This is a genomic window from Streptococcus cristatus (genome assembly GCF_001588905.1).
GTDB classification, from domain to species: domain Bacteria; phylum Bacillota; class Bacilli; order Lactobacillales; family Streptococcaceae; genus Streptococcus; species Streptococcus cristatus_N.
The window spans coordinates 1-26093 of sequence record NZ_LAWH01000002.1 but is presented as its reverse complement, the minus strand read 5'-3'; the positions used below and the strand labels follow the sequence as shown (position 1 = coordinate 26093).

Annotated in this window: 30 protein-coding genes; 28 read left to right on the top strand and 2 right to left on the bottom strand. The window is 44.2% G+C overall.

Annotated features, from left to right (window positions below):
- Nucleotides 1-158: 158 nt before the first annotated feature.
- The 7 genes from aspS (at nucleotide 159) to A0765_RS00245 (ending at nucleotide 7102) form a co-directional block, all read left to right on the top strand.
- The gene (gene aspS, locus A0765_RS00275) at nucleotides 159-1895 is read left to right on the top strand and encodes an aspartate--tRNA ligase (RefSeq protein WP_062003967.1); all 1737 of its coding nucleotides are present in this window, start codon (nucleotides 159-161) and stop codon (nucleotides 1893-1895) included.
- A 201-nt stretch (nucleotides 1896-2096) separates the two neighbouring features.
- A complete protein-coding gene (gene gatC, locus A0765_RS00270; RefSeq protein ID WP_062003965.1) occupies nucleotides 2097-2399 on the top strand; it encodes an Asp-tRNA(Asn)/Glu-tRNA(Gln) amidotransferase subunit GatC in 303 nt (100 codons plus the stop codon).
- Nucleotides 2399-3865: an Asp-tRNA(Asn)/Glu-tRNA(Gln) amidotransferase subunit GatA gene (gatA, locus tag A0765_RS00265; protein ID WP_062003963.1), complete on the top strand. Its 1467-nt coding sequence runs from the start codon at nucleotides 2399-2401 to the stop codon at nucleotides 3863-3865. The genes gatC and gatA overlap by 1 nt, the downstream gene beginning before the upstream one ends.
- Nucleotides 3865-5298 carry an Asp-tRNA(Asn)/Glu-tRNA(Gln) amidotransferase subunit GatB gene (gene gatB / locus A0765_RS00260; RefSeq protein ID WP_062003961.1) on the top strand — a complete coding sequence of 478 codons (1434 nt, stop codon included), beginning with the start codon at nucleotides 3865-3867 and terminating at the stop codon, nucleotides 5296-5298. The genes gatA and gatB overlap by 1 nt, the downstream gene beginning before the upstream one ends.
- A gap of 90 nt (nucleotides 5299-5388) precedes the next feature.
- Nucleotides 5389-5745: a hypothetical protein gene (locus tag A0765_RS00255; protein ID WP_048763482.1), complete on the top strand. Its 357-nt coding sequence runs from the start codon at nucleotides 5389-5391 to the stop codon at nucleotides 5743-5745.
- Between the two features lie 48 nt (nucleotides 5746-5793).
- Nucleotides 5794-5991, top strand: coding sequence for a hypothetical protein (locus A0765_RS00250; protein ID WP_257000776.1), 198 nt, complete (start codon nucleotides 5794-5796; stop codon nucleotides 5989-5991).
- Nucleotides 5992-6190: 199 nt separating this feature from the next.
- Nucleotides 6191-7102: a DMT family transporter gene (locus tag A0765_RS00245; RefSeq protein ID WP_062003959.1), complete on the top strand. Its 912-nt coding sequence runs from the start codon at nucleotides 6191-6193 to the stop codon at nucleotides 7100-7102.
- 66 nt (nucleotides 7103-7168) lie between these two features.
- Here A0765_RS00245 and A0765_RS00240 read toward each other — a convergent pair whose 3' ends face one another.
- Nucleotides 7169-8536 carry an aspartate kinase gene (locus A0765_RS00240; RefSeq protein WP_062003956.1) on the bottom strand — a complete coding sequence of 456 codons (1368 nt, stop codon included), beginning with the start codon at nucleotides 8534-8536 and terminating at the stop codon, nucleotides 7169-7171.
- Between the two features lie 245 nt (nucleotides 8537-8781).
- Between A0765_RS00240 and A0765_RS00235 the strand changes: the two genes are divergently transcribed.
- From A0765_RS00235 to A0765_RS00155, 17 genes are all read left to right on the top strand, one after another.
- Entirely contained in the window at nucleotides 8782-9573 is a 792-nt protein-coding gene (locus A0765_RS00235; RefSeq protein WP_062003954.1) for an enoyl-CoA hydratase, read from the top strand.
- Between the two features lie 118 nt (nucleotides 9574-9691).
- A complete protein-coding gene (gene fabT / locus A0765_RS00230) occupies nucleotides 9692-10126 on the top strand; it encodes a fatty acid biosynthesis transcriptional regulator FabT (RefSeq protein WP_045500607.1) in 435 nt (144 codons plus the stop codon).
- On the top strand, nucleotides 10126-11100 hold the full coding sequence (locus tag A0765_RS00225) for a beta-ketoacyl-ACP synthase III (protein ID WP_062003952.1): 975 nt from the start codon (nucleotides 10126-10128) through the stop codon (nucleotides 11098-11100). Before fabT ends, A0765_RS00225 begins: the two co-directional genes overlap by 1 nt.
- A 54-nt stretch (nucleotides 11101-11154) precedes the next feature.
- Entirely contained in the window at nucleotides 11155-11379 is a 225-nt protein-coding gene (locus tag A0765_RS00220) for an acyl carrier protein (protein ID WP_005591706.1), read from the top strand.
- Between the two features lie 130 nt (nucleotides 11380-11509).
- Entirely contained in the window at nucleotides 11510-12484 is a 975-nt protein-coding gene (gene fabK, locus A0765_RS00215) for an enoyl-[acyl-carrier-protein] reductase FabK (RefSeq protein WP_005591707.1), read from the top strand.
- A complete protein-coding gene (gene fabD, locus A0765_RS00210) occupies nucleotides 12477-13397 on the top strand; it encodes an ACP S-malonyltransferase (protein WP_062003950.1) in 921 nt (306 codons plus the stop codon). Before fabK ends, fabD begins: the two co-directional genes overlap by 8 nt.
- Nucleotides 13398-13409: 12 nt before the next feature.
- Nucleotides 13410-14144: a 3-oxoacyl-[acyl-carrier-protein] reductase gene (fabG, locus tag A0765_RS00205; protein WP_062003948.1), complete on the top strand. Its 735-nt coding sequence runs from the start codon at nucleotides 13410-13412 to the stop codon at nucleotides 14142-14144.
- 51 nt (nucleotides 14145-14195) lie between these two features.
- Complete coding sequence (gene fabF / locus A0765_RS00200; protein ID WP_062003945.1) at nucleotides 14196-15428, top strand: beta-ketoacyl-ACP synthase II; 1233 nt, start codon at nucleotides 14196-14198, stop codon at nucleotides 15426-15428.
- Nucleotides 15429-15926: an acetyl-CoA carboxylase biotin carboxyl carrier protein gene (accB, locus tag A0765_RS00195; protein WP_062003943.1), complete on the top strand. Its 498-nt coding sequence runs from the start codon at nucleotides 15429-15431 to the stop codon at nucleotides 15924-15926.
- Complete coding sequence (gene fabZ / locus A0765_RS00190; protein ID WP_008809611.1) at nucleotides 15923-16345, top strand: 3-hydroxyacyl-ACP dehydratase FabZ; 423 nt, start codon at nucleotides 15923-15925, stop codon at nucleotides 16343-16345. Before accB ends, fabZ begins: the two co-directional genes overlap by 4 nt.
- Nucleotides 16346-16363: 18 nt before the next feature.
- Entirely contained in the window at nucleotides 16364-17731 is a 1368-nt protein-coding gene (locus tag A0765_RS00185; protein ID WP_062003941.1) for an acetyl-CoA carboxylase biotin carboxylase subunit, read from the top strand.
- A 65-nt stretch (nucleotides 17732-17796) separates the two neighbouring features.
- A complete protein-coding gene (accD, locus tag A0765_RS00180) occupies nucleotides 17797-18660 on the top strand; it encodes an acetyl-CoA carboxylase, carboxyltransferase subunit beta (protein WP_062003939.1) in 864 nt (287 codons plus the stop codon).
- On the top strand, nucleotides 18657-19427 hold the full coding sequence (locus A0765_RS00175) for an acetyl-CoA carboxylase carboxyl transferase subunit alpha (RefSeq protein ID WP_062003937.1): 771 nt from the start codon (nucleotides 18657-18659) through the stop codon (nucleotides 19425-19427). Before accD ends, A0765_RS00175 begins: the two co-directional genes overlap by 4 nt.
- Nucleotides 19428-19610: 183 nt before the next feature.
- Nucleotides 19611-20159: a carboxymuconolactone decarboxylase family protein gene (locus A0765_RS00170; RefSeq protein WP_009659051.1), complete on the top strand. Its 549-nt coding sequence runs from the start codon at nucleotides 19611-19613 to the stop codon at nucleotides 20157-20159.
- A gap of 246 nt (nucleotides 20160-20405) precedes the next feature.
- On the top strand, nucleotides 20406-20984 hold the full coding sequence (locus tag A0765_RS00165) for a TetR/AcrR family transcriptional regulator (RefSeq protein WP_062003935.1): 579 nt from the start codon (nucleotides 20406-20408) through the stop codon (nucleotides 20982-20984).
- Nucleotides 20981-21661 (top strand): ABC transporter ATP-binding protein, encoded by a 681-nt coding sequence (locus tag A0765_RS00160; RefSeq protein WP_062003933.1) that lies wholly within the window; start codon nucleotides 20981-20983, stop codon nucleotides 21659-21661. The genes A0765_RS00165 and A0765_RS00160 overlap by 4 nt, the downstream gene beginning before the upstream one ends.
- Before the next feature lie 3 nt (nucleotides 21662-21664).
- The gene (locus A0765_RS00155) at nucleotides 21665-22816 is read left to right on the top strand and encodes an FtsX-like permease family protein (protein WP_062003931.1); all 1152 of its coding nucleotides are present in this window, start codon (nucleotides 21665-21667) and stop codon (nucleotides 22814-22816) included.
- Nucleotides 22817-22843: 27 nt separating this feature from the next.
- On the opposite strand, the gene A0765_RS00150 is transcribed toward A0765_RS00155, so the two are convergent.
- Complete coding sequence (locus tag A0765_RS00150) at nucleotides 22844-23311, bottom strand: NUDIX hydrolase (protein WP_062003928.1); 468 nt, start codon at nucleotides 23309-23311, stop codon at nucleotides 22844-22846.
- 121 nt (nucleotides 23312-23432) lie between these two features.
- Here A0765_RS00150 and truA point away from each other — a divergent pair, with 121 nt between their 5' ends.
- From truA to A0765_RS00130, 4 genes are read left to right on the top strand one after another with little or no spacing between them, the layout of a single operon-like run.
- The gene (gene truA / locus A0765_RS00145; RefSeq protein ID WP_062003926.1) at nucleotides 23433-24182 is read left to right on the top strand and encodes a tRNA pseudouridine(38-40) synthase TruA; all 750 of its coding nucleotides are present in this window, start codon (nucleotides 23433-23435) and stop codon (nucleotides 24180-24182) included.
- Nucleotides 24172-24933, top strand: coding sequence for a bifunctional hydroxymethylpyrimidine kinase/phosphomethylpyrimidine kinase (locus tag A0765_RS00140; protein ID WP_062003924.1), 762 nt, complete (start codon nucleotides 24172-24174; stop codon nucleotides 24931-24933). Before truA ends, A0765_RS00140 begins: the two co-directional genes overlap by 11 nt.
- On the top strand, nucleotides 24923-25405 hold the full coding sequence (locus tag A0765_RS00135) for an ECF transporter S component (protein ID WP_015605737.1): 483 nt from the start codon (nucleotides 24923-24925) through the stop codon (nucleotides 25403-25405). The genes A0765_RS00140 and A0765_RS00135 overlap by 11 nt, the downstream gene beginning before the upstream one ends.
- Before the next feature lie 12 nt (nucleotides 25406-25417).
- Nucleotides 25418-25981 (top strand): TIGR01440 family protein, encoded by a 564-nt coding sequence (locus A0765_RS00130; protein WP_062003922.1) that lies wholly within the window; start codon nucleotides 25418-25420, stop codon nucleotides 25979-25981.
- Nucleotides 25982-26093 lie beyond the last annotated feature (112 nt).

Genomic DNA, 26093 nt, shown 5'->3' with positions numbered 1-26093 from the left:
CTTTTAGGGTAGCGAATAACAGTGGTACCACGGCTTTCGTCTGTTTCAGAGACGAAGGCCCTTTTCTTTTGCCGCGATTCAAGTGAAGACGATGGAAGAACGTGGTAATATCCTGAACAACAGGGCGAAGCTACAAATTGATGTGAGAGGGAAAAAATATGAAAGAAATTTTTATCGGAAACTACGGTTTAGAGCAGGTCGGACAGACCATGACCGCAACTGGCTGGGTGGCCAATATCCGCAATCATGGTAAGCTGGCCTTTATTGAATTACGGGACCGTGAAGGCTTGCTTCAGGTCTTCGTTGGCGGTGAGATTGAAGATTTTGCCAAGCTGGAAGACATTGGCAAAGAGGATGTTATTTCAGTGACAGGGCAAGTAGTTCAGCGGGAAGAGCGCTTTGTCAACAAGGCTATCAAGTCTGGTCAGGTTGAGCTAAGGGCAGAGAAGATTGAGGTCATTGTTAGCAGTAAGCCTCTGCCTTTTGAGTTGGACCAGCATGCCCATACAGGGGAAGATCTACGTCAGAAATATCGCTACCTGGACTTGCGCCGTGAGAAGATGACACATAACCTCAAACTGCGCCATCAGGTCACCTCAACCATTCGGGAATATTTAAACGGTTTGGACTTTTTGGAAGTGGAGACACCTTATCTGACTAAGTCAACACCTGAAGGGGCTAGAGACTTCTTGGTTCCTAGTCGGGTCTTTAAGAATCAATTCTACGCGCTGCCGCAGAGCCCGCAGATGCTCAAGCAGTTGCTGATGGGAGCTGGCCTTGAGCGCTACTATCAGATTGTTCGTTGTTTCCGTGACGAAGACTTGCGGGGCGATCGTCAGCCAGAGTTTACCCAGGTGGACTTAGAGCTGAGTTTTGCCAGCGAAGAAGAAATCCGAGCTCTGGTTGAAGCTATGCTCAAAGCAGTTGTCAAGAAAACCCATGGGTTGGAGTTGACAGAAGCTTTTCCGACTATCAGCTATGATGAGGCTATGAGCCGCTTCGGCTCTGATAAGCCAGATACACGCTTTGGTTTAGAGCTGAAGAGTTTGACGGATTTGTGCCAGTCCAATGATTCGCTCCTCATCAAGAAAGCCTTGGATAACCAAGAGGAAGTGATGGGAATTTGTGTGCCAGATGCAGCTAGTGCTTTTAGTAAGAAACAGCTGAGTCACTACTATCAGGAAATGAAGGAATTTGGCTGCAGTCGTTTCGCCAGTCTAAAGGTTGAAGATGGCCAGTTAGTTGGAGATTTGGCTAGCACCTTTGAAGCTGAGAGTCAGGATTTACTAGCACGTTTTGAGGCCAAGGATGGAGACCTCATCCTGCTAGTCATGGCTAAGAAGCGTCGGGCTCAGGAAGCTTTGGGACATCTGCGTCTAGAAGTCGCAAAAGCTTTGGATCTGATTGATCCGAGTCTGCTTCATTTTCTCTGGGTTGTGGATTGGCCGCTGTTGGAGTGGAATGAAGACCAAAATCGTTATCAAGCCATGCACCATCCTTTCACACAGGGCATTTTTGAAGAAGGTCAGGAGCCAGATCAATTCCGCAGCCATGCCTACGACATCGTCTTGAATGGCTATGAAATTGGCGGAGGAAGTCTACGGATCCATGATCGGGAGGCTCAGGAAGCGATGTTTGAGCTATTGGGCATGAGCCGAGAAGACTATGAGCGAGACTTTGGTTTCTTCCTAGAAGCCTTGGAGTACGGCTTCCCACCACACGGTGGCTTGGCTCTAGGCTTAGATCGCTTGGTTATGATTTTGGCTGGGGAAGAAAATATCCGCCAGGTCATTGCTTTTCCGAAAAATGGTACTGGCTTTGACCCTATGCTGGAAAGTCCGAGTTTGGTGGACCAAAGACAGCTCAAAGAACTGTATTTGGAATTGAAGAATTAGCCTGAAATATGGTAAAATGAAATGATGCGAATTCCTGAAGAAATCAGGAAGAAGTTAAAGAAAGAGGTCACAGCTACGAGAGCTTGGTGCCCCTATCTTAGCAAAACAATGCGAGTTAAAACCTCGAAAACAAAGATCTTTCTTAGATTTATCGTTTTCGGTCGGTATTCAGGCTCGCCTATCTTATGAAAGGAATCAGAGATGAAGATTACTCAAGAAGAAGTAAGTCACGTTGCAAAACTGTCAAAACTGTCTTTTTCACCAGAAGAGACAGCTGAGTTTGCGACAACCTTGTCTAAAATTGTCGACATGGTCGAATTGCTCAATGAAGTGGATACGGAGGGTGTGCCTTTCACTTCCAATGTGGCAGCTAACATCAACTATATGCGAGAAGATGTGGCTCAGCCAGGCTGGAACCGGGACGAGCTTTTCCAAAATGTACCTGAAAAAGAGCGGGGCTACATCAAAGTGCCTGCCATCCTAGATGACGGAGGAGATGCCTAATGACTTTTAATCACAAGACCATTGAAGAGTTGCATGATTTGCTGGTCAAGAAAGAAATTTCTGCAGTAGAGTTAACTCAGGCGACTTTGGCAGACATCAAAGAACGTGAAGCTGCCGTGGACAGTTTCATCACTATCAGCGAAGAAGAAGCTTTGGCTCAGGCTGCGGCTCTGGATGCCAAGGGCATTGATGCTGACAATCTCATGAGCGGGATTCCGCTGGCAGTCAAGGATAATATCTCAACTAAGGGGATTTTGACGACAGCTGCCTCTAAAATGCTCTACAACTACAAGCCGATTTTCGATGCGACCAGCGTAGAGAAGCTCTACGGTAAGGACATGATTATCGTCGGTAAGACCAACATGGACGAGTTTGCCATGGGTGGATCCAGCGAAAACTCTTACTTTAAGACGACTAAGAATGCTTGGGACAGCAGCAAGGTTCCTGGTGGCTCATCTGGTGGTTCAGCGACAGCTGTTGCCTCTGGTCAGGTTCGTCTATCACTGGGTTCAGATACGGGTGGTTCTATTCGTCAGCCTGCTTCCTTTAACGGTGTAGTCGGCCTCAAGCCAACCTACGGCCGTGTTTCCCGTTTTGGTCTCATTGCTTTTGGATCTTCTTTAGACCAGATTGGGCCTTTCTCTCAAACGGTTAAGGAAAATGCACAGCTTCTGAATGTTATTTCTGGTAATGATCCTAAGGACTCTACATCATCACAAGAAGCAGTGCCAGACTTTACCAGCAAGATTGGCCAAGACATCAAGGGCATGAAGATTGCCCTACCTAAGGAATACATGGGTGAGGGAATTGACAGCAAGGTCAAGGAAACGATTCTGGCAGCGGCGAAGCACTTGGAAAGCTTGGGAGCTATCGTTGAAGAAGTCAGCCTACCTCACAGCAAGTACGGCGTGGCTGTTTACTATATCATTGCTTCCTCTGAAGCCAGCTCTAACCTGCAACGTTTTGACGGTATTCGCTATGGCTACCGCGCAGAAGGCATTGAAAATCTAGAAGATGTCTATGTCAAATCTCGTAGTGAAGGCTTTGGTGAAGAGGTGAAACGCCGCATCATGCTGGGAACTTTCAGTTTGTCATCTGGTTACTACGATGCTTATTTCAAGAAAGCTGGTCAGGTTCGGACCTTGATTATGCAAGATTTTGCTAAGGTTTTTGAAAAATACGACTTGATCTTAGGTCCAACTGCACCAACTGTTGCTTATGACTTAGGCAGTCAAAACCAAGATCCAGTGGCCATGTATCTGGCTGACCTTTTGACCATTCCGGTCAATCTGGCTGGCCTGCCAGGTATTTCAATTCCAGCTGGCTTTGCAGATGGTCTTCCCGTCGGCTTGCAGCTGATTGGGAACCACTTCGATGAAGCGACCATCTATCAGGCAGCCGCAGCATTTGAAGCGACGACTGACTACCACAAACAGCAGCCAGTTATCTTTGGAGGTGAAAAATAATGAACTTTGAAACAGTTATCGGACTGGAAGTCCATGTTGAATTGAAGACCAATTCAAAAATTTTCTCACCGGCTCCAGCTCACTTCGGTGAAGATCCAAATGCCAACACCAATATCATTGACTGGTCCTTCCCAGGTGTCCTGCCTGTTATGAACAAGGGTGTTATCGACTATGGAATCAAAGCTGCTCTGGCTTTGAACATGGACATTCACCAGAAGATGCACTTTGACCGCAAGAATTACTTCTATCCGGACAATCCAAAAGCCTATCAAATTTCTCAGTTTGATGAGCCGATTGGTTACAATGGCTGGATTGAAATTGAGCTAGAAGATGGCACGACCAAGAAAATCCGTATAGAGCGGGCCCACTTGGAAGAAGATGCTGGGAAGAATACCCACGGCAGCGATGGCTACTCTTATGTGGACCTCAACCGCCAAGGGGTGCCGCTGATTGAGATTGTATCTGAAGCGGATATGCGCAGTCCAGAAGAGGCCTATGCATATCTGACTGCTCTCAAGGAAATCATCCAGTACACGGGTATTTCTGATGTCAAGATGGAAGAGGGCTCCATGCGGGTTGATGCCAATATTTCCATCCGTCCTTACGGCCAGAAAGAGTTTGGTACCAAGACTGAGCTGAAAAACCTTAATTCCTTCAACTTTGTCCGCAAGGGTCTGGCCTTTGAGGAAAAACGCCAAGCTGAAATCTTACGCAGCGGTGGTCAAATCCGTCAGGAAACCCGTCGTTATGACGAAGCGACTGGCGAAACCCTGCTCATGCGGGTTAAAGAAGGTTCAGCGGACTACCGTTACTTCCCAGAGCCTGATCTGCCGATCTTTGAGATTGAAGATGCTTGGATTGAGCAAGTACGCAGTAGTCTGCCAGCCTTTCCAAAAGAACGTCGGGCTAAGTATGTGGGCGATTACGGTCTGTCTGACTATGATGCCAAGCAGTTGACAGCAACGAAGGCTGTGTCAGACTTCTTTGAAGCAGCTGTTGCTGCAGGTGGTGACGCTAAGTCGGTCTCTAACTGGCTCCAAGGTGAAATGGCTCAATATCTCAATGCTGAAGGCAAGACTATCTCTGAGATTGAGTTGACGCCTGAGAACCTGACTGAGATGATTGCCCTGATTGCAGACGGAACGATTTCTTCTAAGATTGCCAAGAAGGTCTTTGTCCACCTGGCTAAAAATGGCGGTTCTGCTAAGGAATATGTACAAAAAGCAGGCCTGATTCAAATCTCAGACCCTGCGCAGCTTCTGCCAATCATCCAAGAAGTATTTGCTAACAACGAAAAAGCTATCAATGACTATAAGGGCGGCAATAAGAATGCGGCCAAGTCACTGATTGGTCAGCTCATGAAGGCTACCAAGGGCCAAGCCAACCCACAAGTAGCACAAAAACTGCTCAACGAAGAGTTGGAAAAACTTTAAAAATAAATAGAGAACCAGTCGTGAGACTGGTTTTCGCCTTTTATTTGAATGGTACTTATGGTAAAATAGATAAAAAATAAAGGAGTTCTTATGTCAGAAATTAAAGTAAAACGCGGAACAGGCTTTGTAGGGATCATTGGGAATTTTCCAATTTTAATCAATGGTCAAAAAGTTGGTACAATCCAGAATGGCGACGAGGCGGCCTTTCCTATTGAGGGAGAAGAAGCTGTTGTTCGTGTAGGAGCAGCTCCTATGAGAACCAAGCCAGTGACAGTTAAAGCAGGGCAAACCTTGCTGGTTGAAACAAATTTTACTAATTTTTCTATCTGTCTAGGAGTTTTGTTGCTGGGCCTGTTCTTTGGTGGTCTAGTGCGTGCAATTCTCTTAATTCTTTATATTGTTTTAATGTTTCTTCTGCCTTTTTACTCAGCTAGGATTGAAGAATAAACTGAAGAATTTTTGTTGATAGGCTGGGTTAAAATAAAGGGGTTTCTGATGCTAAAATTTACCATTACGCGTTCTACGGGTATGGTCGGAGTAGCTCAAAATGTTGCAGTATATCTAAATGGTGAACTTGTGGATAAACTTGCGAATGATGAAAGTAAAACGCTGACTTTTGAGGGAAACAGTGTTGAACTAAAGGTTGGACAAAGTTTTATGAAATCGCATAAGATTCAGGTGAAAGATGGCTAGAAAGTACTCGTTACAGCTTCTGGAATGCGGGCTATGCTAGGGATTATTGGGCATATCTTAGGTTTTCCTTATTTACTTCTTGAGATAGAGGATTAAACATCTTTGGGCTCTGCTAAATCATAAAAAATCAGTCAAAACAGACTGATTTTTCTTTATGGTTTGTGTTATAATGATCAAAGTTAACAGAAAGAGGTTTGGGATGTCAAAAGTTTTAAGGGGAACCCTTTATACCTTGGCTGCGGGAATTGCTTGGGGCTTATCGGGAACAAGTGGTCAATATCTGATGGAGAACGGTTTTTCGGCGCTGAGTTTAACCAATGTGCGCTTGTTGCTAGCGGGGTTGGTTTTGATGATGTTGGCTTATGCTACAAATAAAGAATCCTTTAAAAAGATTTGGAAAGACAAGAGCTCTCTGTTACACATTTTAATTTTTGCAGTTCTAGGCTTATTTATCAATCAATATGCTTATTTAGCGGCCATTCATGAGACGAATGCAGGAACAGCAACGGTCTTACAATATCTCTGTCCAGTGGGAGTTTTGGCATACACTTGTATCAAAGACAGAGTAACACCGACTGTGGCTCAGGTTTGCTCTATGATTTTGGCTATCGGAGGAACCTTTCTGATTGCGACCCACGATCAGATCAATCAGCTCTCGATGACGCCAAAAGGCTTATTTTTAGGTGTTTTTTCGGCCTTTACATACGCGCTATATATTCTGTTGCCGATTGAGCTCATTAAAAGGTGGGGAAGCATGCTGGTCATCGGGATTGGGATGACCATTGCAGGTATCTTGCTCCTTCCTTTCAGCGGTATTTTCCAGCATCAGTGGCAATTCCGTTTGGATATCCTTCTAGCCTTGGTCGGCATAATTGTCATCGGGACAATCTTTGCTTACACCGTCTTTTTGAAGGGAACAAGCTTGGTTGGCCCTGTTAAATCTAGTCTTTTAGCTTCGATTGAGCCTATTTCAGCGGTCTTCTTTGCCTTTGTCATTATGAATGAACGCTTTTATCTGCTTGATTTTGTAGGTATGGGCATGATTTTGCTAGCTGTCCTATTGATATCTGTCAAGGACTTAATCTTGGAAAAGAAAAAAGGTTTATTATAAGCAAGAAAGAATAAGGAAAGACCTGGCTCCATATAGAGCTAGGTCTTTGTTGTTTACTTATTCGGTTTATTCATCGCTTTCTGAGCTGCCAAAGAATGCTTTGTACAGAGCACGGATGGCCTCTTTTTCTTGGTTCTTATTGACAACAAACATGATAGAAACTTCACTGGAACCTTGTGACATCATTTGGATATTGATTTTGTTGTCAGAAAGAGCTCTAGTCGCAGTAGCAGTTACCCCGATATGACTTTTCATTTTTTCGCCGACAATCATGATGATAGAAAGATCATGCTCAATCTCAGCGTAGTCTACTTCTGCCTTTTGTACAAGTTGGCGCAGAATCTCTTCTTCTTTAATTGGAGTTAATTCACGTTCACGAAGAATGATGGAAAGATCATCGATTCCTGTTGGCATATGCTCCCAACCGATATTTAGATCTTCCAAAATCTGAAGCGCCTTTCGGCCAAATCCAACTTCTCGGTTCATGAGATACTTGGACATGTTAATACTTACGAAGCCAGAATCACCAGCGATTCCTACAACAGGAGGATGATCTTCGCTATGTTTATGGACGATGCGTGTACCAGGGTGTTCTGGATTGTTGGTATTTTTGATAACGAGTGGAATTTTTCCGCGATAGGCTGGAAGCAGAGCTTCATCGTGAAGGACGGTAAAACCTGCATAGGCTAATTCCCGCATTTCACGGTAAGTAAGCTCAGCGATGGAGCGTGGCTTATGAATAATCCCAGGGTGAGCAGCAAAGATGCCGTCCACATCAGTGAAGTTTTCATAGACGTCAGCTTTGACACCAGCTGCAATAATTGATCCTGTAATATCCGACCCGCCACGAGAAAAAGTACAGATCTGTCCATCTTGAGTGACACCGAAGAAGCCAGGAATGACAAGGACTTCATCAGAATGAATTAGTTCTTCCAATTTATCATAGCTTGAAGGGAGGATTCGAGCATTTCCTGGTTCGCTTGAAACCACTAGTCCAGCTTCTCTAGGATGGACGTAGCGAGCTGGAATGCCATTGTGGTTAAAGTAGGCTGCGATGAGCTTAGCATTGTTGTTTTCACCAGCTGCTAGGAAAGTATCGTAAAGAAATTCATTATTTTCAATTGGCAGAGTAGCTAGGGAGATGATGCTCTTAGAGATTTTTTCAATGATTGCAGATTTTAGACCTAGCTCAGAGACCATATCGGAGTAGCGTTTAATAATCCAACTTTGCTCCTTGGAGACATCATTTCCTGCAATGTACTGGCGATAATACTTAATCAGGGCATCGGTGACTTTTGTATCTTGGTCATCTCTTTTTCCTGGCGCGGAAACGACGACGAAACGACGCTCAGCATCAGACTTTACAATATGTAAGACTTTTTCTAATTGTGAAGCAGAAGCAAGTGAACTTCCGCCAAATTTTACAACTTTCATAGAAACTCCTAAACATGATTTAGGAAAAATTATAACAAAATTCTGAAAATTTTGCAAATCTATCAGAAGCACTGCTTTATGTAAATTTATTGCAAAAATAAGCAAAAAACGAATATAAAATCAAATTTTCCAGTTTTTGTTTTCTTTCTTACATCTTTTATGATAGAATAAATGTAATTTGACTATCAAATTATTTAATTATGAAATAAAATGACTGTAATTACCCAGTCTGGAATGGAGTTAGAATGACTTTTAATGGTATTCTTTATAAGATAGTTGATGAAGTGGCGACTATTACCTTCAATCGTCCTGAAGTTTCAAATGGTTTCAATATTCCCATGTGTGAGGAGATTTTAGAAGCGATTGAGCTGGCCGCAAATGATGAGGCAGTGAAGTTTCTAGTGATCAATGCCAATGGGAAGGTATTTTCTGTCGGTGGCGACCTAGCTGAGATGCAAAGAGCTGTCAGTGCTGACGATATTCAATCCTTGGTAAAAATTGCAGAGCTGGTCAATGACATTTCTTTTGCCATGAAACGGCTACCCAAGCCAGTTATTATGAGTGTGGATGGCCCTGTTGCTGGTGCAGCTGCCAATATGGTCGTGGCTGCAGATTTCTGCATTGCGACAGAAAAATCTCGCTTCATTCAAGCTTTTGTGGGAGTGGGCTTAGCGCCAGATGCTGGCGGGCTTTATCTCTTGACTCGGGCAATTGGTGTGACTCGGGCGACTCATTTGGTCATGACGGGAGAGGCCCTGACAGCAGAGAAGGCTCTGGATTATGGTTTGCTCTATAAGGTTTGTGAAGCAGAAAAATTGGAAAAAACAACAGAACAGCTACTGAAAAAGCTAAAACGCGGTTCGCTGAATTCTTACAGAGCCATGAAAGAAATGGTCTGGAAGAGTCTCTTTAGCGGTTGGAAAGAGTATGCAGAGCTGGAGTTGGCTTTGCAGAAATCCCTTGCTTTCACAGAGGACTTCAAAGAAGGCGTCCAGGCTTACACTGAGAAGCGTCGTCCTCAATTTACAGGTAAGTAAGGATTTTGCAGTCTAAGAAAATTGTTTGAAAATCAAATAAATTTTCAAAAGGACTTGCAAATTATTTTGAGATCTGATAAAATTTGAATGTCAAAGTATTTATGAAGGAGGTGTTGGTTTGAATTATCAATTAGTCAATGATTATTTAACATCCATTTTTAATAATGTTTTGGTTATTGAAGAGTCCAGCCTCCGAGGCAGTCAATTTAAAGACGTCTCCATTAAAGAAATGCACACTATTGATGTTATTGGCACCATGCCTAATGCGACTCCAAGCGATATTTCAAAGGAATTGTTAGTCACTTTGGGGACTGTCACAACCAGCTTGAATAACTTGGAGCGTAAAGGGTATATCGAGCGTCGCCGTTCATCCATTGACCGTCGTGTAGTTCATCTGAGTTTGACTAAGAAGGGGAGGCTCTTGTATCGCCTTCATAAACGATTCCACAATCGCATGGTCATGCAAGTAGTGGAAGGAATGTCCTCAGAAGAAAAAAATGCAATGCAAAAAGGTTTGCAGAACTTGTATAATTTTTTAGAGGAGTTGAAATAATGAACTATGCAAGAATTACTCAAGTAGCTCATTATGCTCCAGAGCAGATTGTCACAAATGATGATCTAGCCAAGATGATGGATACAAGTGATGAATGGATCTCCAGCCGCACGGGTATCAAACAGCGACATTTATCTCGGACTGAGTCAACAAGTGATTTAGCTACAAAGGTTGCTGAGCAATTGCTAGAAAAGGCCCAACTGTCTGCTGATCAGCTTGATTTTATCATTGTTGCGACGATCACTCCGGATTCTATGATGCCGTCAACTGCAGCTAGGGTGCAGGCCAATATTGGAGCTGCCAAGGCTTTTGCTTTTGACTTGACGGCAGCTTGCAGTGGCTTCATCTTTGCCTTATCAACTGGAGAAAAGTTCATTTCCTCTGGTCGCTATCAAAGAGGTTTGGTCATCGGTAGCGAAACGCTTTCGAAAGTCGTTGATTGGTCGGATCGTGCGACGTCAGTCTTGTTTGGTGATGGGGCTGGAGGAGTCTTGCTTGAAGCGGCAGAAAAGCAGCATTTTTGGGCTGAAAGTCAGTTTACTGATGGCTTGAGAGGTCAGAGTCTGACTTGTGGTGGACTTGGTTTGTCCTCTCCGTTTTCGGAAAAGCAAGTTGATGATCGCTATTTGAAAATGGAAGGCCGAGCAATCTTTGATTTCGCTATTCGTGATGTGGCACAGTCTATCAAAAATACCATTGAAGTGAGTCCATTTTCAGTGGAGGAGCTTGATTATCTGCTCTTGCATCAAGCCAATATCCGAATTTTAGATAAAATGGCTAAGAAACTCGGAGTTTCTCGGGAAAAAATACCTGCTAATATGATGGAATATGGCAATACTAGTGCAGCTAGCATCCCGATTTTATTATCTGAGTGTGTCCAACAGGACTTGATTAAGCTGAACGGAGATCAGACTATTTTATTGTCAGGTTTCGGTGGAGGTTTGACATGGGGCACGCTTATTGTTACAATTTAGTTAATCATGTGGAAACACATAGATAAAAAATATATTTTTTAAAGGAGTCTATCCATGGCAGTATTTGAAAAAGTACAAGAAATTATCGTTGAGGAACTTGGTAAAGAGCCATCAGAAGTTACACTTGAGTCAACTTTCGATGATCTTGAAGCAGATTCATTGGATTTGTTCCAAGTAATTTCAGAAATCGAAGATGCATTTGACATCCAAATCGAAACTGAAGAAGGCTTGAAAACAGTTGGTGACTTGGTTGCCTACGTAGAAGAAAAAACAAAATAATAAAGATTTGAGAGTATCGCAAGATATTCTCTCTTGTTTAGGTAATAGTTTGAATTTCAAAGTAAAAAGTCTGCTATCTAGCGGTTTGGGCTCAAGCTATTACTTAAGCAATGATTATGAGGAAGGTATTATGCAAACACGAATTACAGAATTATTAGATATTAAATATCCTATTTTCCAAGGTGGTATGGCCTGGGTTGCAGATGGTGATTTGGCTGGTGCTGTTTCAAAGGCTGGTGGTCTTGGGATCATCGGTGGCGGAAATGCTCCTAAGGAAGTGGTGAAAGCTAATATTGACAAGATTAAGTCTTTGACGGATCGTCCTTTCGGAGTCAATATCATGCTTTTGTCGCCTTTTGTAGATGACATCGTGGATTTGGTGATCGAAGAGGGTGTAAAAGTGGTGACAACTGGTGCGGGCAATCCAAGCAAGTACATGGCTCGTTTCCACGAGGCAGGTATTACGGTGATTCCTGTTGTACCAAGTGTGGCTTTGGCTAAACGGATGGAAAAAATCGGAGCAGATGCCGTTATTGCTGAAGGAATGGAAGCTGGTGGTCACATCGGTAAGTTAACGACTATGACCTTGGTTCGTCAGGTTGTAGAAGCAGTTAACATTCCAGTTATTGCGGCTGGTGGTATTGCGGATGGATCTGGTGCTGCGGCTGGCTTTATGTTAGGAGCAGAAGCGGTTCAGGTCGGCACACGCTTCGTCGTAGCTAAGGAATCTAATGCCCATCAAAATTATAAAGATATGATTTTGAAAGCTCGTGATATCGATACGACAATTTCTGCTCAGCACTTCGGTCATGCGGTTCGTGCGCTCAAGAATAAGCTGACTCGCGATTTTGAAAAGGCTGAAAAAGAAGCCTTCAAGCAAGAAAATCCAGACTTGACTGTTTTTGAAAATCTGGGTGCTGGTGCCTTGGCTAATGCAGTTGTCCGTGGCGATGTGGAAAATGGTTCCGTCATGTCTGGTCAGATTGCCGGCTTGGTCAGCAAGGAAGAAACGGTCGAAGAAATCCTCAAGGATATCTATTATGGTGCTGCTGAGAAGATTCAGCAAGAAGCAAAACGTTGGGCAGGAGTAACTAGAAATGACTAAGACAGCCTTTCTATTTGCTGGTCAGGGAGCCCAATATCTGGGAATGGCTCGTGACCTCTATGAGCAGTATGATGTGGTTAAGGCGACTTTTAAGGAAGCGAGTCAAGTTCTGGGATATGATGTTCGGGCATTGATTGACCAAGATGAAGAAAAACTCAACCAAACTCGCTATACTCAACCAGCAATTTTGACAACTTCTCTTGCTATTTATCGCCTGCTAGCTGAAAAAGGAATCCAGCCTGATATGGTAGCTGGTCTCTCTCTAGGCGAATACTCTGCCTTGGTAGCTGCTGGTGCGCTGGACTTCAAAACAGCGGTAGCTCTAGTCGCAAAACGTGGAGCTTTCATGGAAGAAGCAGCTCCTGCTGGTTCTGGAAAGATGGTAGCGGTCTTGAATGCGGAAGTAGCTCTTATTGAAGAGGCCTGCCAGACGGCTAGTCAGCTAGGAGTCGTCTCTCCTGCTAACTATAACACTCCAGGTCAAATCGTCATTGGGGGAGATGTGGCAGCGGTGGATAAAGCGGTAGAACTCCTCAAGGAAGCAGGTGTGAAACGCTTGATTCCGCTGAATGTTTCAGGTCCTTTCCATACAGCACTCTTGAAACCAGCCAGTGAACAATTAGCTCAGCTCTTGGCTGAAACTGAATTTGCTGAATTTCAGCTTCCGTTAGTGGGCAATACAGAAGCGGATATTATGGAAGCTGGCAGAATTAAGGAATTGCTGACCCGCCAGGTCATGGAGCCAGTTCGTTTCTACGATAGTATCGCTAAAATGCAGGAAGCTGGTGTGACTGAGTTTATCGAGATTGGTCCAGGGAAAGTATTGTCTGGCTTTCTGAAAAAAATTGATAAATCAGCAGTTGTTTATCATGTTGAAAGTGTGGAGACTTTGACAGCCCTACTGGAAAAATAATGGGGAATACCTATGGAATTAAAGAATAAAAATGTTTTTATTACTGGCTCTAGCCGTGGGATTGGTCTGGCTATTGCCCATAAGTTTGCAAGTGCAGGTGCCAATATTGTTTTGAACGGTCGCGGTCAAATTTCAGACGACGTTTTGGCTGAGTTCGCTGGCTATCCGATCAAAGTCGTGGCTATTTCAGGCAATGTATCTAATAGCGCTGATGCTAAGCGAATGATTGAAGAGGCGATTGTGGCTTTGGGCTCTGTAGATGTCTTGGTCAATAATGCTGGGATTACCCGCGATAAGATTATGATCAAGATGACAGAGGAAGACTTCGAGCAAGTGCTAAAGGTCAATCTGACTGGAGCCTTTAATATGACGCAAGCCGTCTTGAAACCAATGACCAAGGCTCGCCAAGGAGCAATTATCAACCTATCAAGTGTTGTCGGTTTGACTGGTAATGTCGGTCAGGCCAACTATGCAGCTTCTAAAGCTGGCTTGATTGGATTTTCTAAGTCGGTTGCTCGTGAGGTAGCTGGGCGCAATATCCGTGTCAATGTGATTGCCCCAGGCTTTATCGAATCGGATATGACAGACGGGCTTTCTGAAAAAATCAAAGAAGCTTCTCTGGCTCAAATCCCAATGAAACGGTTCGGCAATACCGAAGAAGTAGCGGATGTTGCCCTATTCTTAGCAGGTCAGGAATACCTTACTGGTCAGGTCATCGCGATTGATGGCGGACTGACAATGCAGTAATTGCATGCATTTGGATTTGACAGTTTACCAATTATCATAAAGGAGTTCACTATGAAACTAAATCGAGTTGTTGTAACAGGTTATGGCTTAACCTCTCCCATCGGAAATACACCAGAAGAATTTTGGAATAGTTTAAAAGAAGGTAAGATTGGGATTGGTCCCATCACCAAGTTTGATCACAGCGATTTTGCTGTTCATAATGCGGCTGAAGTCCAAGACTTTCCTTTTGATAAATACTTTATCAAGAAAGATACCAATCGTTTTGACAATTATTCTTTGTATGCTTTGTATGCAGCTCAAGAAGCGGTAACAAATGCCAATCTTGATGTAGAAGCAATTGACAAAGATCGCTTTGGTGTCATCGTGGCTTCTGGTATCGGTGGTATCAAGGAAATCGAAGATCAAGTTATCCGTTTGCATGAAAAAGGTCCAAAACGCGTTAAGCCAATGACTCTTCCAAAAGCTTTGCCAAATATGGCTTCAGGGAATGTTGCTATGCGCTTCGGAGCAAACGGGATTTGTAAATCAATCAATACAGCTTGTGCCTCATCAAATGATGCGATTGGGGATGCCTTCCGCTCTATCAAGTTTGGCTTCCAAGATGTCATGTTAGTTGGTGGATCAGAAGCTTCTATCACTCCATTTGCCATTGCTGGTTTCCAAGCTTTGACTGCCCTATCAACTACAGAAGATCCAACTCGTGCTTCTATTCCATTTGATAAAGACCGTAACGGCTTTGTCATGGGAGAAGGTTCTGGTATGTTGGTGCTTGAAAGTCTGGAACACGCTGAAAAACGTGGAGCAACTATCTTGGCTGAAGTAGTTGGTTATGGAAATACTTGTGATGCTTATCATATGACTTCACCTCATCCAGAAGGTCAAGGTGCCATCAAGGCAATTAAGTTGGCTTTGGAAGAGGCAGAGATTTCTCCAGAGCAAGTAGCTTATGTCAATGCCCACGGTACTTCAACTCCTGCTAATGAAAAAGGAGAAAGTGGTGCTATCGTAGCTGTTCTTGGTAAAAAAGTACCTGTATCTTCAACCAAGTCATTCACAGGACACTTGCTTGGGGCTGCAGGAGCGGTAGAAGCAATCGCTACCATCGAAGCTATGCGCCATAATTTTGTACCAAAAACAGCTGGAACAAGTGAATTGTCAGACTATATTGAAGCGAACGTCGTTTATGGACAAGGCTTGGAGCAAGAAATTCCTTATGCGATTTCCAATACATTTGGTTTTGGCGGTCACAATGCTGTTCTGGCATTCAAGCGTTGGGAGGGCTAGATGAATATCAATGAAATTAAAGACTTGATGGCTCAGTTTGACCAATCAAGCCTGCGTGAATTTTCTTATAAAAATCAAAGTGATGAGCTGACTTTCAGTAAGAATGAAGGGCAAGCCGCAGTCGCAGCAACTCCATCAGTCAGTGCAGCTCCTGTTGTAGCTCCAGTGCAGCCAGCAAGTGCACCTGTATCTGAGACAGTTTCCCAAGCAGCTCCAACTGTAGCACCTGAGGTGGCTCCAGAGGCTCCGGCACCAGCTGCTGAGGGTGATGTCGTGGAAAGTCCCTTGGTTGGCGTGGCTTACTTGGCCGCAGGTCCAGATAAACCAGCTTTTGTCAGTGTAGGAGACCAAGTTAAAAAAGGTCAAACCCTGATGATTATTGAAGCCATGAAGGTCATGAATGAAGTGCCAGCACCGAAAGATGGTCTGATTACAGAAATTCTGGTTCAGAATGAAGAAATGGTTGAGTTTGGGAAAGGGCTGGTACGTATCAAATGATTGATATCAATGCAATAAAAGAGGCGCTTCCGCACCGCTATCCTATGTTGTTGGTGGACCGTGTATTGGAAGTCAGCGAAGATGAGATTGTCGCTTTGAAAAATGTGACGATCAACGAGCCATTCTTTAACGGACATTTCCCTCAGTATCCAGTTATGCCGGGTGTCTTAATCATGGAAGCACTGGCTCAAACGGCTGGTGTGCTGGAATTGTCTAAAGAAGAAAACAAGGGCAAGCTGGTCTTCTATGCTGGCATGGACAAGGTCAAGTTCAAGAAGCAAGTTGTACCAGGTGACCAGCTGATTATGACGGCCAAGTTTGTCAAGCGTCGTGGCACTATTGCAGTGGTGGAGGCCAAGGCCGAAGTTGACGGTAAACTTGCAGCCAGCGGAACCTTGACCTTTGCAATTGGTCAATAAGAAAGAGGAGATTTCACCATGTTTCGTAAAATTTTAATTGCTAACCGTGGGGAAATTGCGGTCAGAATTATTCGTGCAGCTCGCGAGCTGGGAATTGATACGGTAGCTGTTTATTCAACAGCTGACAAGGAAGCGCTCCATACTTTACTGGCTGATGAGGCAGTCTGCATCGGGCCAGCCAAGTCTACGGATTCTTATCTGAATATGAACGCTGTCCTATCTGCTGCTGTTCTGACAGGTGCAGAAGCCATTCACCCTGGTTTTGGTTTTTTGAGTGAAAACTCTAAATTTGCGACCATGTGCGAAGAAGTCGGCATTAAGTTTATTGGACCTTCAGGTGCTGTTATGGACCTGATGGGGGACAAGATCAATGCTCGGGCTCAGATGATTAAGGCCAAAGTGCCGGTTATCCCAGGTTCTGATGGAGAAGTTCATACCTCGGAAGAAGCCTTGGAAGTAGCCGAAAAACTTGGCTATCCAGTCATGCTCAAAGCTTCTGCTGGTGGCGGCGGTAAGGGCATTCGTAAGGTTGAAAAGCCTGAGGATTTAGTAGCGGCCTTTGAGTCTGCTTCCAGTGAAGCCAAAGCGGCCTTTGGTAATGGTGCCATGTATATGGAGCGGGTTATCTATCCAGCGCGCCATATTGAGGTGCAGATTTTGGCAGATCAGCAGGGGCATGTGGTCCACTTGGGCGAGCGGGATTGCTCTTTGCAGCGGAATAATCAGAAGGTATTGGAAGAAAGTCCATCTGTGGCGATTGGGAAAACCCTGCGCCAGCAGATTGGGGAAGCGGCTGTTCGGGCTGCTGAGTCTGTCGGCTATGAAAATGCCGGAACGATTGAGTTTCTGCTGGATGAAGCCAAGGGTGAATTCTACTTTATGGAGATGAACACTCGGGTGCAGGTAGAGCATCCAGTGACTGAGTTTGTCACCGGTGTGGATATTGTTAAAGAGCAGATTAAGATTGCGGATGGTCAGGAGCTATCTTTCAGTCAAGAAGATGTTGAAATTCGCGGTCATGCGATTGAATGTCGGATCAACGCTGAAAATCCAGCCTTTAACTTTGCACCGAGCCCAGGAAAAATTTCCAATCTTTATTTGCCAAGTGGCGGAGTGGGATTGCGCGTGGATTCGGCGGTCTATCCTGGCTACACCATTCCTCCTTACTATGACAGTATGATTGCCAAAATCATCGTTCACGGGGAAAATCGCTTTGATGCCCTGATGAAGATGCAGCGGGCTCTCTATGAGCTAGAAATCGACGGTGTCGTGACCAATAGCAGTTTCCAACTGGATCTGATTTCAGATCCTAATGTGATTGCTGGTGATTATGATACAGCCTTTCTCATGGAGAAGTTCCTTCCGGCTTATCAAGAGAAAAAATAGATGACAAGGAGTGATTTTGTTTGAAAGAAGCAGAATCACTCTAAAATTTAATGAAGGAGTAAGCAATGCCTTTGTTTTCAAAAAAGGATAAATATATTCGAATCAATCCTAATCGTTCCTCTCGTGCTTTGCCTCAGCCAAAACCAGAAGTTCCAGATGAGCTTTTTTCTAAGTGTCCAGGTTGTAAGCATATCATTTATCAAAAAGATTTGGGGGCAGAGCGTGTCTGTCCAAGCTGTGGCTACACTTTTCGAATTTCAGCTTTTGAGCGCCTGAGTTTGACGGTGGATCAAGGAAGTTTTGAGGAATTGTTCGCTGGTATTGAGACGACAGATCCCTTACATTTTCCAAATTATCAAGAAAAACTGGCAAAGATGCGGGAAAAGACTGGTCTAGATGAGGCTGTTTTGACTGGAACCGCTCTGATAAAAGACCAAAAATTAGCTCTTGGGATCATGGATTCCAACTTTATCATGGCTTCCATGGGAACGGTTGTGGGTGAAAAGATTACCCGCCTCTTTGAGTATGCGACAGAGCATAAGCTGCCAGTCGTCCTCTTTACGGCTTCTGGTGGTGCCCGCATGCAGGAAGGTATCATGAGCTTGATGCAGATGGCTAAAACTTCTGCTGCTGTACAACGTCATTCAAAGGCTGGTCTTTTTTACCTGACCGTTTTGACAGATCCGACTACAGGTGGTGTCACAGCCTCTTTTGCTATGGAAGGGGATATTATCTTGGCAGAAGCGCAGGCTCTGGTAGGCTTTGCTGGTCGTCGAGTTATTGAGTCTACTGTACGAGAAAAGTTGCCAGATGACTTTCAAAAGGCAGAATTTTTGCTGGAGCATGGCTTTGTTGATGCGATTGTCAAGCGTGGTGAATTGCGGGATCGGATTGCTACTCTCTTGAGATTTCATGGAGGTGACCAATGACAAAAATCAGTCAGATTATCAAAGCAGCGCGTGATCAGTCCCGCTTGACGGCTCTGGATTTTGCCCAAGGAATTTTTGATGATTTTGTGGAATTGCACGGAGATCGTGGTTTTCGTGATGATGGTGCTGTCATTGGCGGTATCGGAACCTTAAATGGTCAGCCAGTCACAGTGGTCGGCATTCAAAAAGGTCGCAATTTGCAGGATAATTTGCGGCGGAACTTTGGTCAGCCTCATCCAGAAGGCTATCGTAAGGCCTTGCGTCTCATGAAGCAGGCTGAAAAATTTGGCCGTCCAGTCGTGACCTTTATCAATACGGCTGGTGCCTATCCTGGCGTCGGTGCTGAGGAGCGTGGACAGGGTGAAGCCATTGCCCGTAATCTCATGGAAATGAGTGATTTGAAAGTGCCCATTATTGCCATTATCATCGGCGAGGGTGGCTCTGGTGGGGCGCTAGCCTTGGCAGTTGCTGATAAGGTCTGGATGCTGGAAAACTCTATGTATGCCATTCTCAGTCCTGAAGGCTTTGCTTCGATTTTATGGAAAGATGGCAGCCGAGCAATGGAGGCGGCTGAGATGATGAAAATCACCTCGCATGAGCTTTTGCAGATGGGTGTCGTTGATAAGGTCATCCCCGAACGCGGATTTAATAAAAATGAGCTCCTAGCTGCAGTCAAGCAAGAGATCAGTACTGAACTAGCGGGACTTTCTAAACTTTCTCTCGAGCAACTTTTGGAAGATCGCTATCAACGTTTTAGAAAATATTAGCCAGAAGCCTTAGGGCTTCTTTTTCTTGCTTGAGAGAGGTATGGAGGCAATTAAGATGGGTAATATATTTTGGTTTGATATGTAGCAATATATTCTCTTTATAGAGGTCATATAAAATATATATTATACAAGCTGTCAGACCTATGTTAAGATAGTTGCTAATCAAAAGAAATGAGGTTTCATATGTCAGAATTTACTATCCATACGATTGAGTCCGCGCCAGCTGAGGTGAAAGAGGTTTTAGAAACGGTTCAAAAAGATAACGGTGGCTACATTCCAAATCTTATCGGTCTTTTGGCCAATGCGCCAACGGCTTTGGAAACTTATCGGACGGTTGGAGCCATCAATCGTCGAAACAGCTTGACACCGACTGAGCGTGAAGTAGTGCAGATTACGGCTGCGGTTACCAACGGCTGCGCTTTCTGTGTAGCGGGTCATACAGCTTTTTCAATCAAGCAGATTCAAATGAATGATGATCTTTTGGAGGCTCTACGCAATCGTACTCCGATTGATACAGATCCGAAGCTAGATACGCTTGCTAAATTTACCATTGCTGTCATCAATACCAAGGGACGAGTCGGAGATGAGGCTTTGGCAGACTTCCTAGAAGCGGGCTATACACATGAGAATGCTCTGGATGTAGTTCTGGGTGTCAGCCTAGCGACCCTTTGTAATTATGCCAATAATTTGGCCAACACGCCAATTAATCCAGAATTGCAGCCGTATGCCTAGTCTTTGAGGAGGTGAGGAAGGCTTTTATCCCCTTCTCTATCATTGGCTATAGCCAAGCAAAAAACTAGTTCCGAGGTGGAGAGACTTTCTCTGGCTCAACTTCTGAAAGAGCTTTATCAATATTTTAGAAAATATAAAAAATCGAAGCCGAAAGGCTTCTTTTTATACTTGTTTTTTAATGTTTTGTGTGATATTATATTTTAAGAAACAAATGTTGCGCAACGATTGTATCTAAAAGGAGTTTTGATGCCACCTAAAAATAAATTTACTCGTGATGAAATTATCCAAGCAGCTCTAGGGATTGTCAGAGAAGACGGTTTGGCTGGTTTGACGGCTCGTTCTCTGGCGGAACGATTACATTCTAGCCCCAAGGTCATTTTCGGTCAGTTTGAAAATATGGAGGATCTAAGTCATTCGGTTGTTCGGGCGGCAGAGTTCGTTCTGGTTCAATATATTCGTTCGGCTTTGGAGCGAGCCAAGCCTTTCAGAGCAGTTGGTATGGCCTATATTCTTTTTGCCAGTCAGGAACCTCAGCTTTTTAAAATTCTCTATCTAAATCCTCATAAGCACCCCATTGAGTCTTTCAAGGACTTTTTACCTCAGAAAGACCACAGTTATCAGCAGATATTAGAGTCGATTGTGGAGGATTATCCCATGTCCATAGAGAGTGCAGAGTTTGTTTATCAGCATTTATTTATCTATTCTCATGGTTTGGCTAGCATGATAGCATCGGGTATTTATTCTTTTAGTCAGGAGGAAGTGACAGAACGCTTAACGCAAGTATTTACTGCCCTTCTAAAGGAAATGAAAGGAAAGCAAGAATGATTAGATTAAAGGGAATTCGTAAGTCTTACAGTGGAAGAGAAGTTTTAAAAGGGATCGACTTAGAGATTGCTGACCAAGATTACTTGGTCATTTTGGGAGCTTCTGGATCTGGAAAGTCAACCTTGCTCAACGTTTTATCAGGCCTAGAAAAACCAGACAGTGGTCATGTTTATTACGATGAGGAAGATCTATCCCAGCTGACAGAAGCTCAATTGACGGCTTTTCGCCGAGCTCAGATTGCCTTTATTTTCCAGCAGTATTTCTTACTTCCAAATCTTACAGTGGAGCAAAATGTCAAAATGGGTGCTAATTTAGCAGGCAATCAAGATTATGTTCGTATTTTGGAGGCTTTAGGTTTAAGTGATAAACTTCAGCATTATCCAAGTCAGCTGTCAGGTGGTGAGCAGCAGCGGGTGGCTATTGCACGAGCCCTAGCTAAAAGACCGAATGTCCTCTTTTTGGACGAGCCGACTGGAGCCTTGGACGAAGCAACAGGTCGTCAGATTCTGGCCTATATTTCAAGTCTTCAAGAGGAGCTAGGTTTTACGCTGGTCATGGTGACCCACAATGCAAATATTGCTCAGATGGCTAAGACCATTGTCCATATCAATAGCGGTCAGATTCAAAGCTTAGAGACAAATAGTCAGCCCAAGACGGCCTATGAGATTGGATGGTAAGCTATGTTTTCAATAAAAGATTTGTATAGATTAGTCGTTGTATCAATTATTAGCTTTTGCGCGGTCTTTGTGACCAATCTCTTCTTAAATTTTTATCTGGATATCCGTTTACTAGATCAAACAAATTGGTTGCCTGAGATTCGAGCTGCTTACGATGCTCAAGTTGCGATTTCTTGGTTAATTGCATCCATTAGCGGAGCTGTTTTATCCCTAACATCGATGCTCCTCCTCTTCTTTTACATTCGGCAATTTATTGACCAGCATAAGCCAGAATTAGGAGTTTTAAAGGCTCTAGGCTATAAAAACTGGGAAATTGCTCGAAGGTTTTGGTTTTTTAGTCTTCCAATTGGTTTGGGAACAGGCACTGGCTACTTCTCTTCGTTTGTCATGATGCCACATTTTTATCAGTTGCGTAATCAAAGCGGAGTTTTGCCTGAAATTACCATCCGGCAACATTGGCCCCTCTTCTTGTTTCTCGTTGTCTTGCCGACTCTTGCCTTTGCTGCTTTAGCTGTCCTCTACGCTAGTTATTGTCTACGTTTGCCTGCTCTAGACTTGCTCAAGCGGGTCAGCTCTAGTAAAAAGTCACCAAAAAGGAAAGTAGGAAAGAAAATAAGGAAAGACCGTCCCTTTTTAACAGACCTTTCTGCCAGCCTGCTCTGGTCTAGAAAATTATTAATATTCTTTGTCATTTTTGGTTCGATGTGCTTTTCAGCTATGATTCAGCTATCATTTGGTATGAAAGAATTGACAGATGAGACCATTCAGAGCATGATGATGTCAATCGGTACTGTCCTGTCAGTGGCAATCCTCTATCTGTCGCTGGGAGTACTCCTGCAGGAAAATCAAGAAACCCTAGCTATTATGAAGGTTTTTGGTTATAGCAGAAATGAGTGCCATAAGAGTTTATTTGCTCCTTATCGTATTCTTGCTTTTTTGGGCTTTGTCTTAGGAACGGGCTATCAATACGGGATTATGCAGCTTTTACTCAGATTGATGGAAAAATCAATAGCTCAGAAAGTTGACTATGATTTTGATTTTGGAGTCTGCCTGATGACTTTGCTAGTCTTTGTCTTAGTTTATGAAGGTTTAATCTATTTATCCAGCAGGAGGCTGGATAAACTGACTATTAAGCAGGTCATGTTAGGAGAATAAAGAAAAAATGAAGTGATGCTGTTCACTTCATTCTTTTTTACTGATGATATGCTGGATGCCTGTCTGGAGGTGCTTGAGGATGTGTGTGATTTCTTTTGGAAAAACTTTATAGTTTTCCAAGTCTGTCAGGGGAATCCAGTAGACTTGTTCTTGCTTATGTTGGTAGTCAAATTGCTTGCCGTGAGGCTTCATCAGGTAATAGAAGCAAATCTCATGACAGTCTAGCCCTTTGAGGACGCCAGTTGAGTTGGAAAATAAATTTTCATGGACAAAAGCCAGCTTTTCAATCTCATACCTTTGTCCTGTTTCTTCGAAAACTTCTCGCTGGACAGCTTCTTCGGAGGTCTCTCCAAATCTGACCGCTCCTCCCACTGAATAGAAATAGTCCTCGCTAGGAGAAGATATGACACAGAGGGCTTCCTCCTCAATGATGAGTGCAGCAGCCCGATAGCGAAAGCGCTCCTGTCCTTGCCTATAAGAAATATCCTTTGCCATAGTATCCTCCCTGCGTTTTTTAGTTTACTTGATTTAGAGCTTCCTGTCAACACTTTCTGTACCCAGACAGTTGTATTCTTTCTCTCTTGCGACAGGCTTTTTTTCCTGTTAAAATAAGGGCATGACTCGTTATAAAGCCCTTATTTCCTACGACGGGCATGACTTTGCTGGCTTTCAGCGCCAGCCTCATGCTCGGAGCGTTCAGGAAGAAATCGAAAAAACCTTAACTCGCATCAACAAAGGCCAGCCTATTGTCATCCACGGAGCTGGTCGGACCGACAGCGGCGTTCATGCGCTTGGGCAGGTCATTCACTTTGACCTCCCGTCAGCCAGGGATGAAGAAAAGCTGCGGTTTGCTTTAGATACCCAGACGCCAGAGGATATTGATGTCATTTCTGTGGAGGAAGTGACGGAGGATTTCCATGCCCGTTACAAGCCGCACAGCAAGACCTATGAGTTTCTGGTGGATATTGGTCGGCCAAAAAATCCGATGATGCGCCACTATGCGACCCACTACCCTTATCCTTTGGAGATTCCTCTGATGGAGCAAGCCATTAAAGTCTTGGAGGGAACGCACGATTTTACAGGCTTTACAGCCTCGGGTACCAGTGTGGAAAATAAGGTTCGCACGATTACAAGGGCTAGTCTGACTTTTGATGCGCAGCGTAATTTTCTAGTCTTTACGTTTTCTGGCAATGGCTTTCTCTATAAGCAAATCCGCAACATGGTGGGAACCTTGCTCAAGATTGGAAATAAGCGGATGTCAGTCAACCAAATCGAACGGATTTTAGAAGAAAAGGATCGGCAGCTAGCTGGGCCAACCGCAGCGCCTAATGGTCTTTATCTAAAGGAGATTATCTATGAAGAATAAGCTGATTTTAGCCCTTTCTGGCAATGATATTTTTAGTGGTGGTGGTCTTCATGCGGATCTGGCTACTTATACGGTCCATGGCCTGCATGGCTTTGTAGCGGTGACTTGCTTGACTGCGATGACGGACAAGGGATTTGAAGTTCTTCCGACCGACGAGCAGGTCTTTGCGCAGCAACTCTCTTCGCTCAAAGATGTGCCGTTTTCGGCTATCAAGTTGGGCTTGTTACCAACGGTTGCCATTGCAGATCAGGCTCTGGAGTTCATCAAAAAGCAAACGGGCATACCAGTCGTGCTAGACCCGGTCTTAGTCTGCAAGGAAACCCACGATGTGGAAGTTTCGGCCCTCCGAGATGAATTGATCAAATTTTTTCCTTATACGACCATTATCACGCCCAATCTACCAGAAGCAGAGATCTTGACTCAGTCGGATATCAAGACTTTGGATGATCTCAAGGCTGCGGCTGTGACTCTCCATGAACTGGGAGCTCAAAATGTCGTCATCAAGGGAGGAAATCGTTTCAACCAAGATCAGGCCCTTGATTTATTTTACGATGGCAAAGACTTTGTGTTGTTGGAAAGTCCTGTTTTACCAAATAATAATACAGGAGCCGGCTGTACCTTTGCTTCTAGCATAGCTAGTCAGCTTTTAGCAGGCCAATCACCTCTTGAAGCCGTCAACTATTCAAAAGATTTTGTTTACCGCGCTATCCAGCGCTCAGATCAGTATGGAGTTATTCAATATGAAAAATAATCAGACAAGAAAAATCGCTTTGCTGGCTGTCATTACAGCCCTATCCATTGTTTTGGGGAATTTTTTCAAAATCCCTACGCCAACTGGTTTTCTAACTTTGCTAGATGCAGGGATTTACTTTACCGCATTTTATTTTGGTCGTAAGGAAGGAGCCTTGGTTGGTGGCTTGTCTGGTCTCTTGATTGACTTAGTGGCGGGCTATCCTCAGTGGATGGTCTTCAGCCTCATCTGCCATGGCCTTCAAGGCTACTTTGCCGGCTTTACTGGCAAGCAGCGTTATATCGGTTTGCTCTTGGCTGGTCTTGCCATGGTCGGCGGCTATGCTCTCTTTGGTAGCATCTTGAGTGGACCAGGTGCAGCTATTGCAGCGATTTGGGGCAATGTCATGCAAAATATTTTTGGCTTGGTGGTCGGCTATGCCCTTTATAGAGCTTTTCCCCTTGTCTTGAAAAGGGCTCTTCAGCCAGAGTAAGTGAGGTCAAAGATGGATTTAGAGAAGCTTGAAAAGGAGACCAGACAGATCGCTACAGATGTCTTGGACAAGGCGGCTTTGGTCAAGGGAAATATTTTTGTCCTAGGTCTATCTTCTAGTGAAGTCATGGGGGGACACATTGGCCAGCATTCCAGCAGGGAAGTCGGTCAGGTCATTGTCAAGACCTTGTTAGATATTCTGCAAGCTCGGGAGATTTACTTGGCCGTTCAAGGCTGCGAACACCTCAACCGTGCCTTAGTTGTGGAACGAGAATTGGCAGAAAAGAAAGACCTAGAGATTGTCAATGTCCTACCTAGCCTACATGCAGGCGGGAGTGGTCAGCTAGCGGCTTTTGACTATATGAAAGATCCTGTGGAGGTTGAGTTTATCACAGCCCATGCTGGTTTGGATGTGGGAGATACGGCTATTGGTATGCATGTCAAGCATGTTCAGGTTCCCATTCGCCCTCAACTGCGCAGTTTGGGTCAGGCTCACGTTACTGCCCTTGCTAGTCGTCCCAAGTTAATTGGCGGAGCTAGAGCGTCTTATATTGAGGATAGAATTCGAAAATCTTAGTAGAAGAGGAGAAGAGGCTGGGACAAAAGTCCTAGCCTCTCAATTGTCTTTGGATTGTCGAGCAAGACGCAGTGGTTGAGTGGGCTCTACTACGCTGATTTCATCAGCTTTT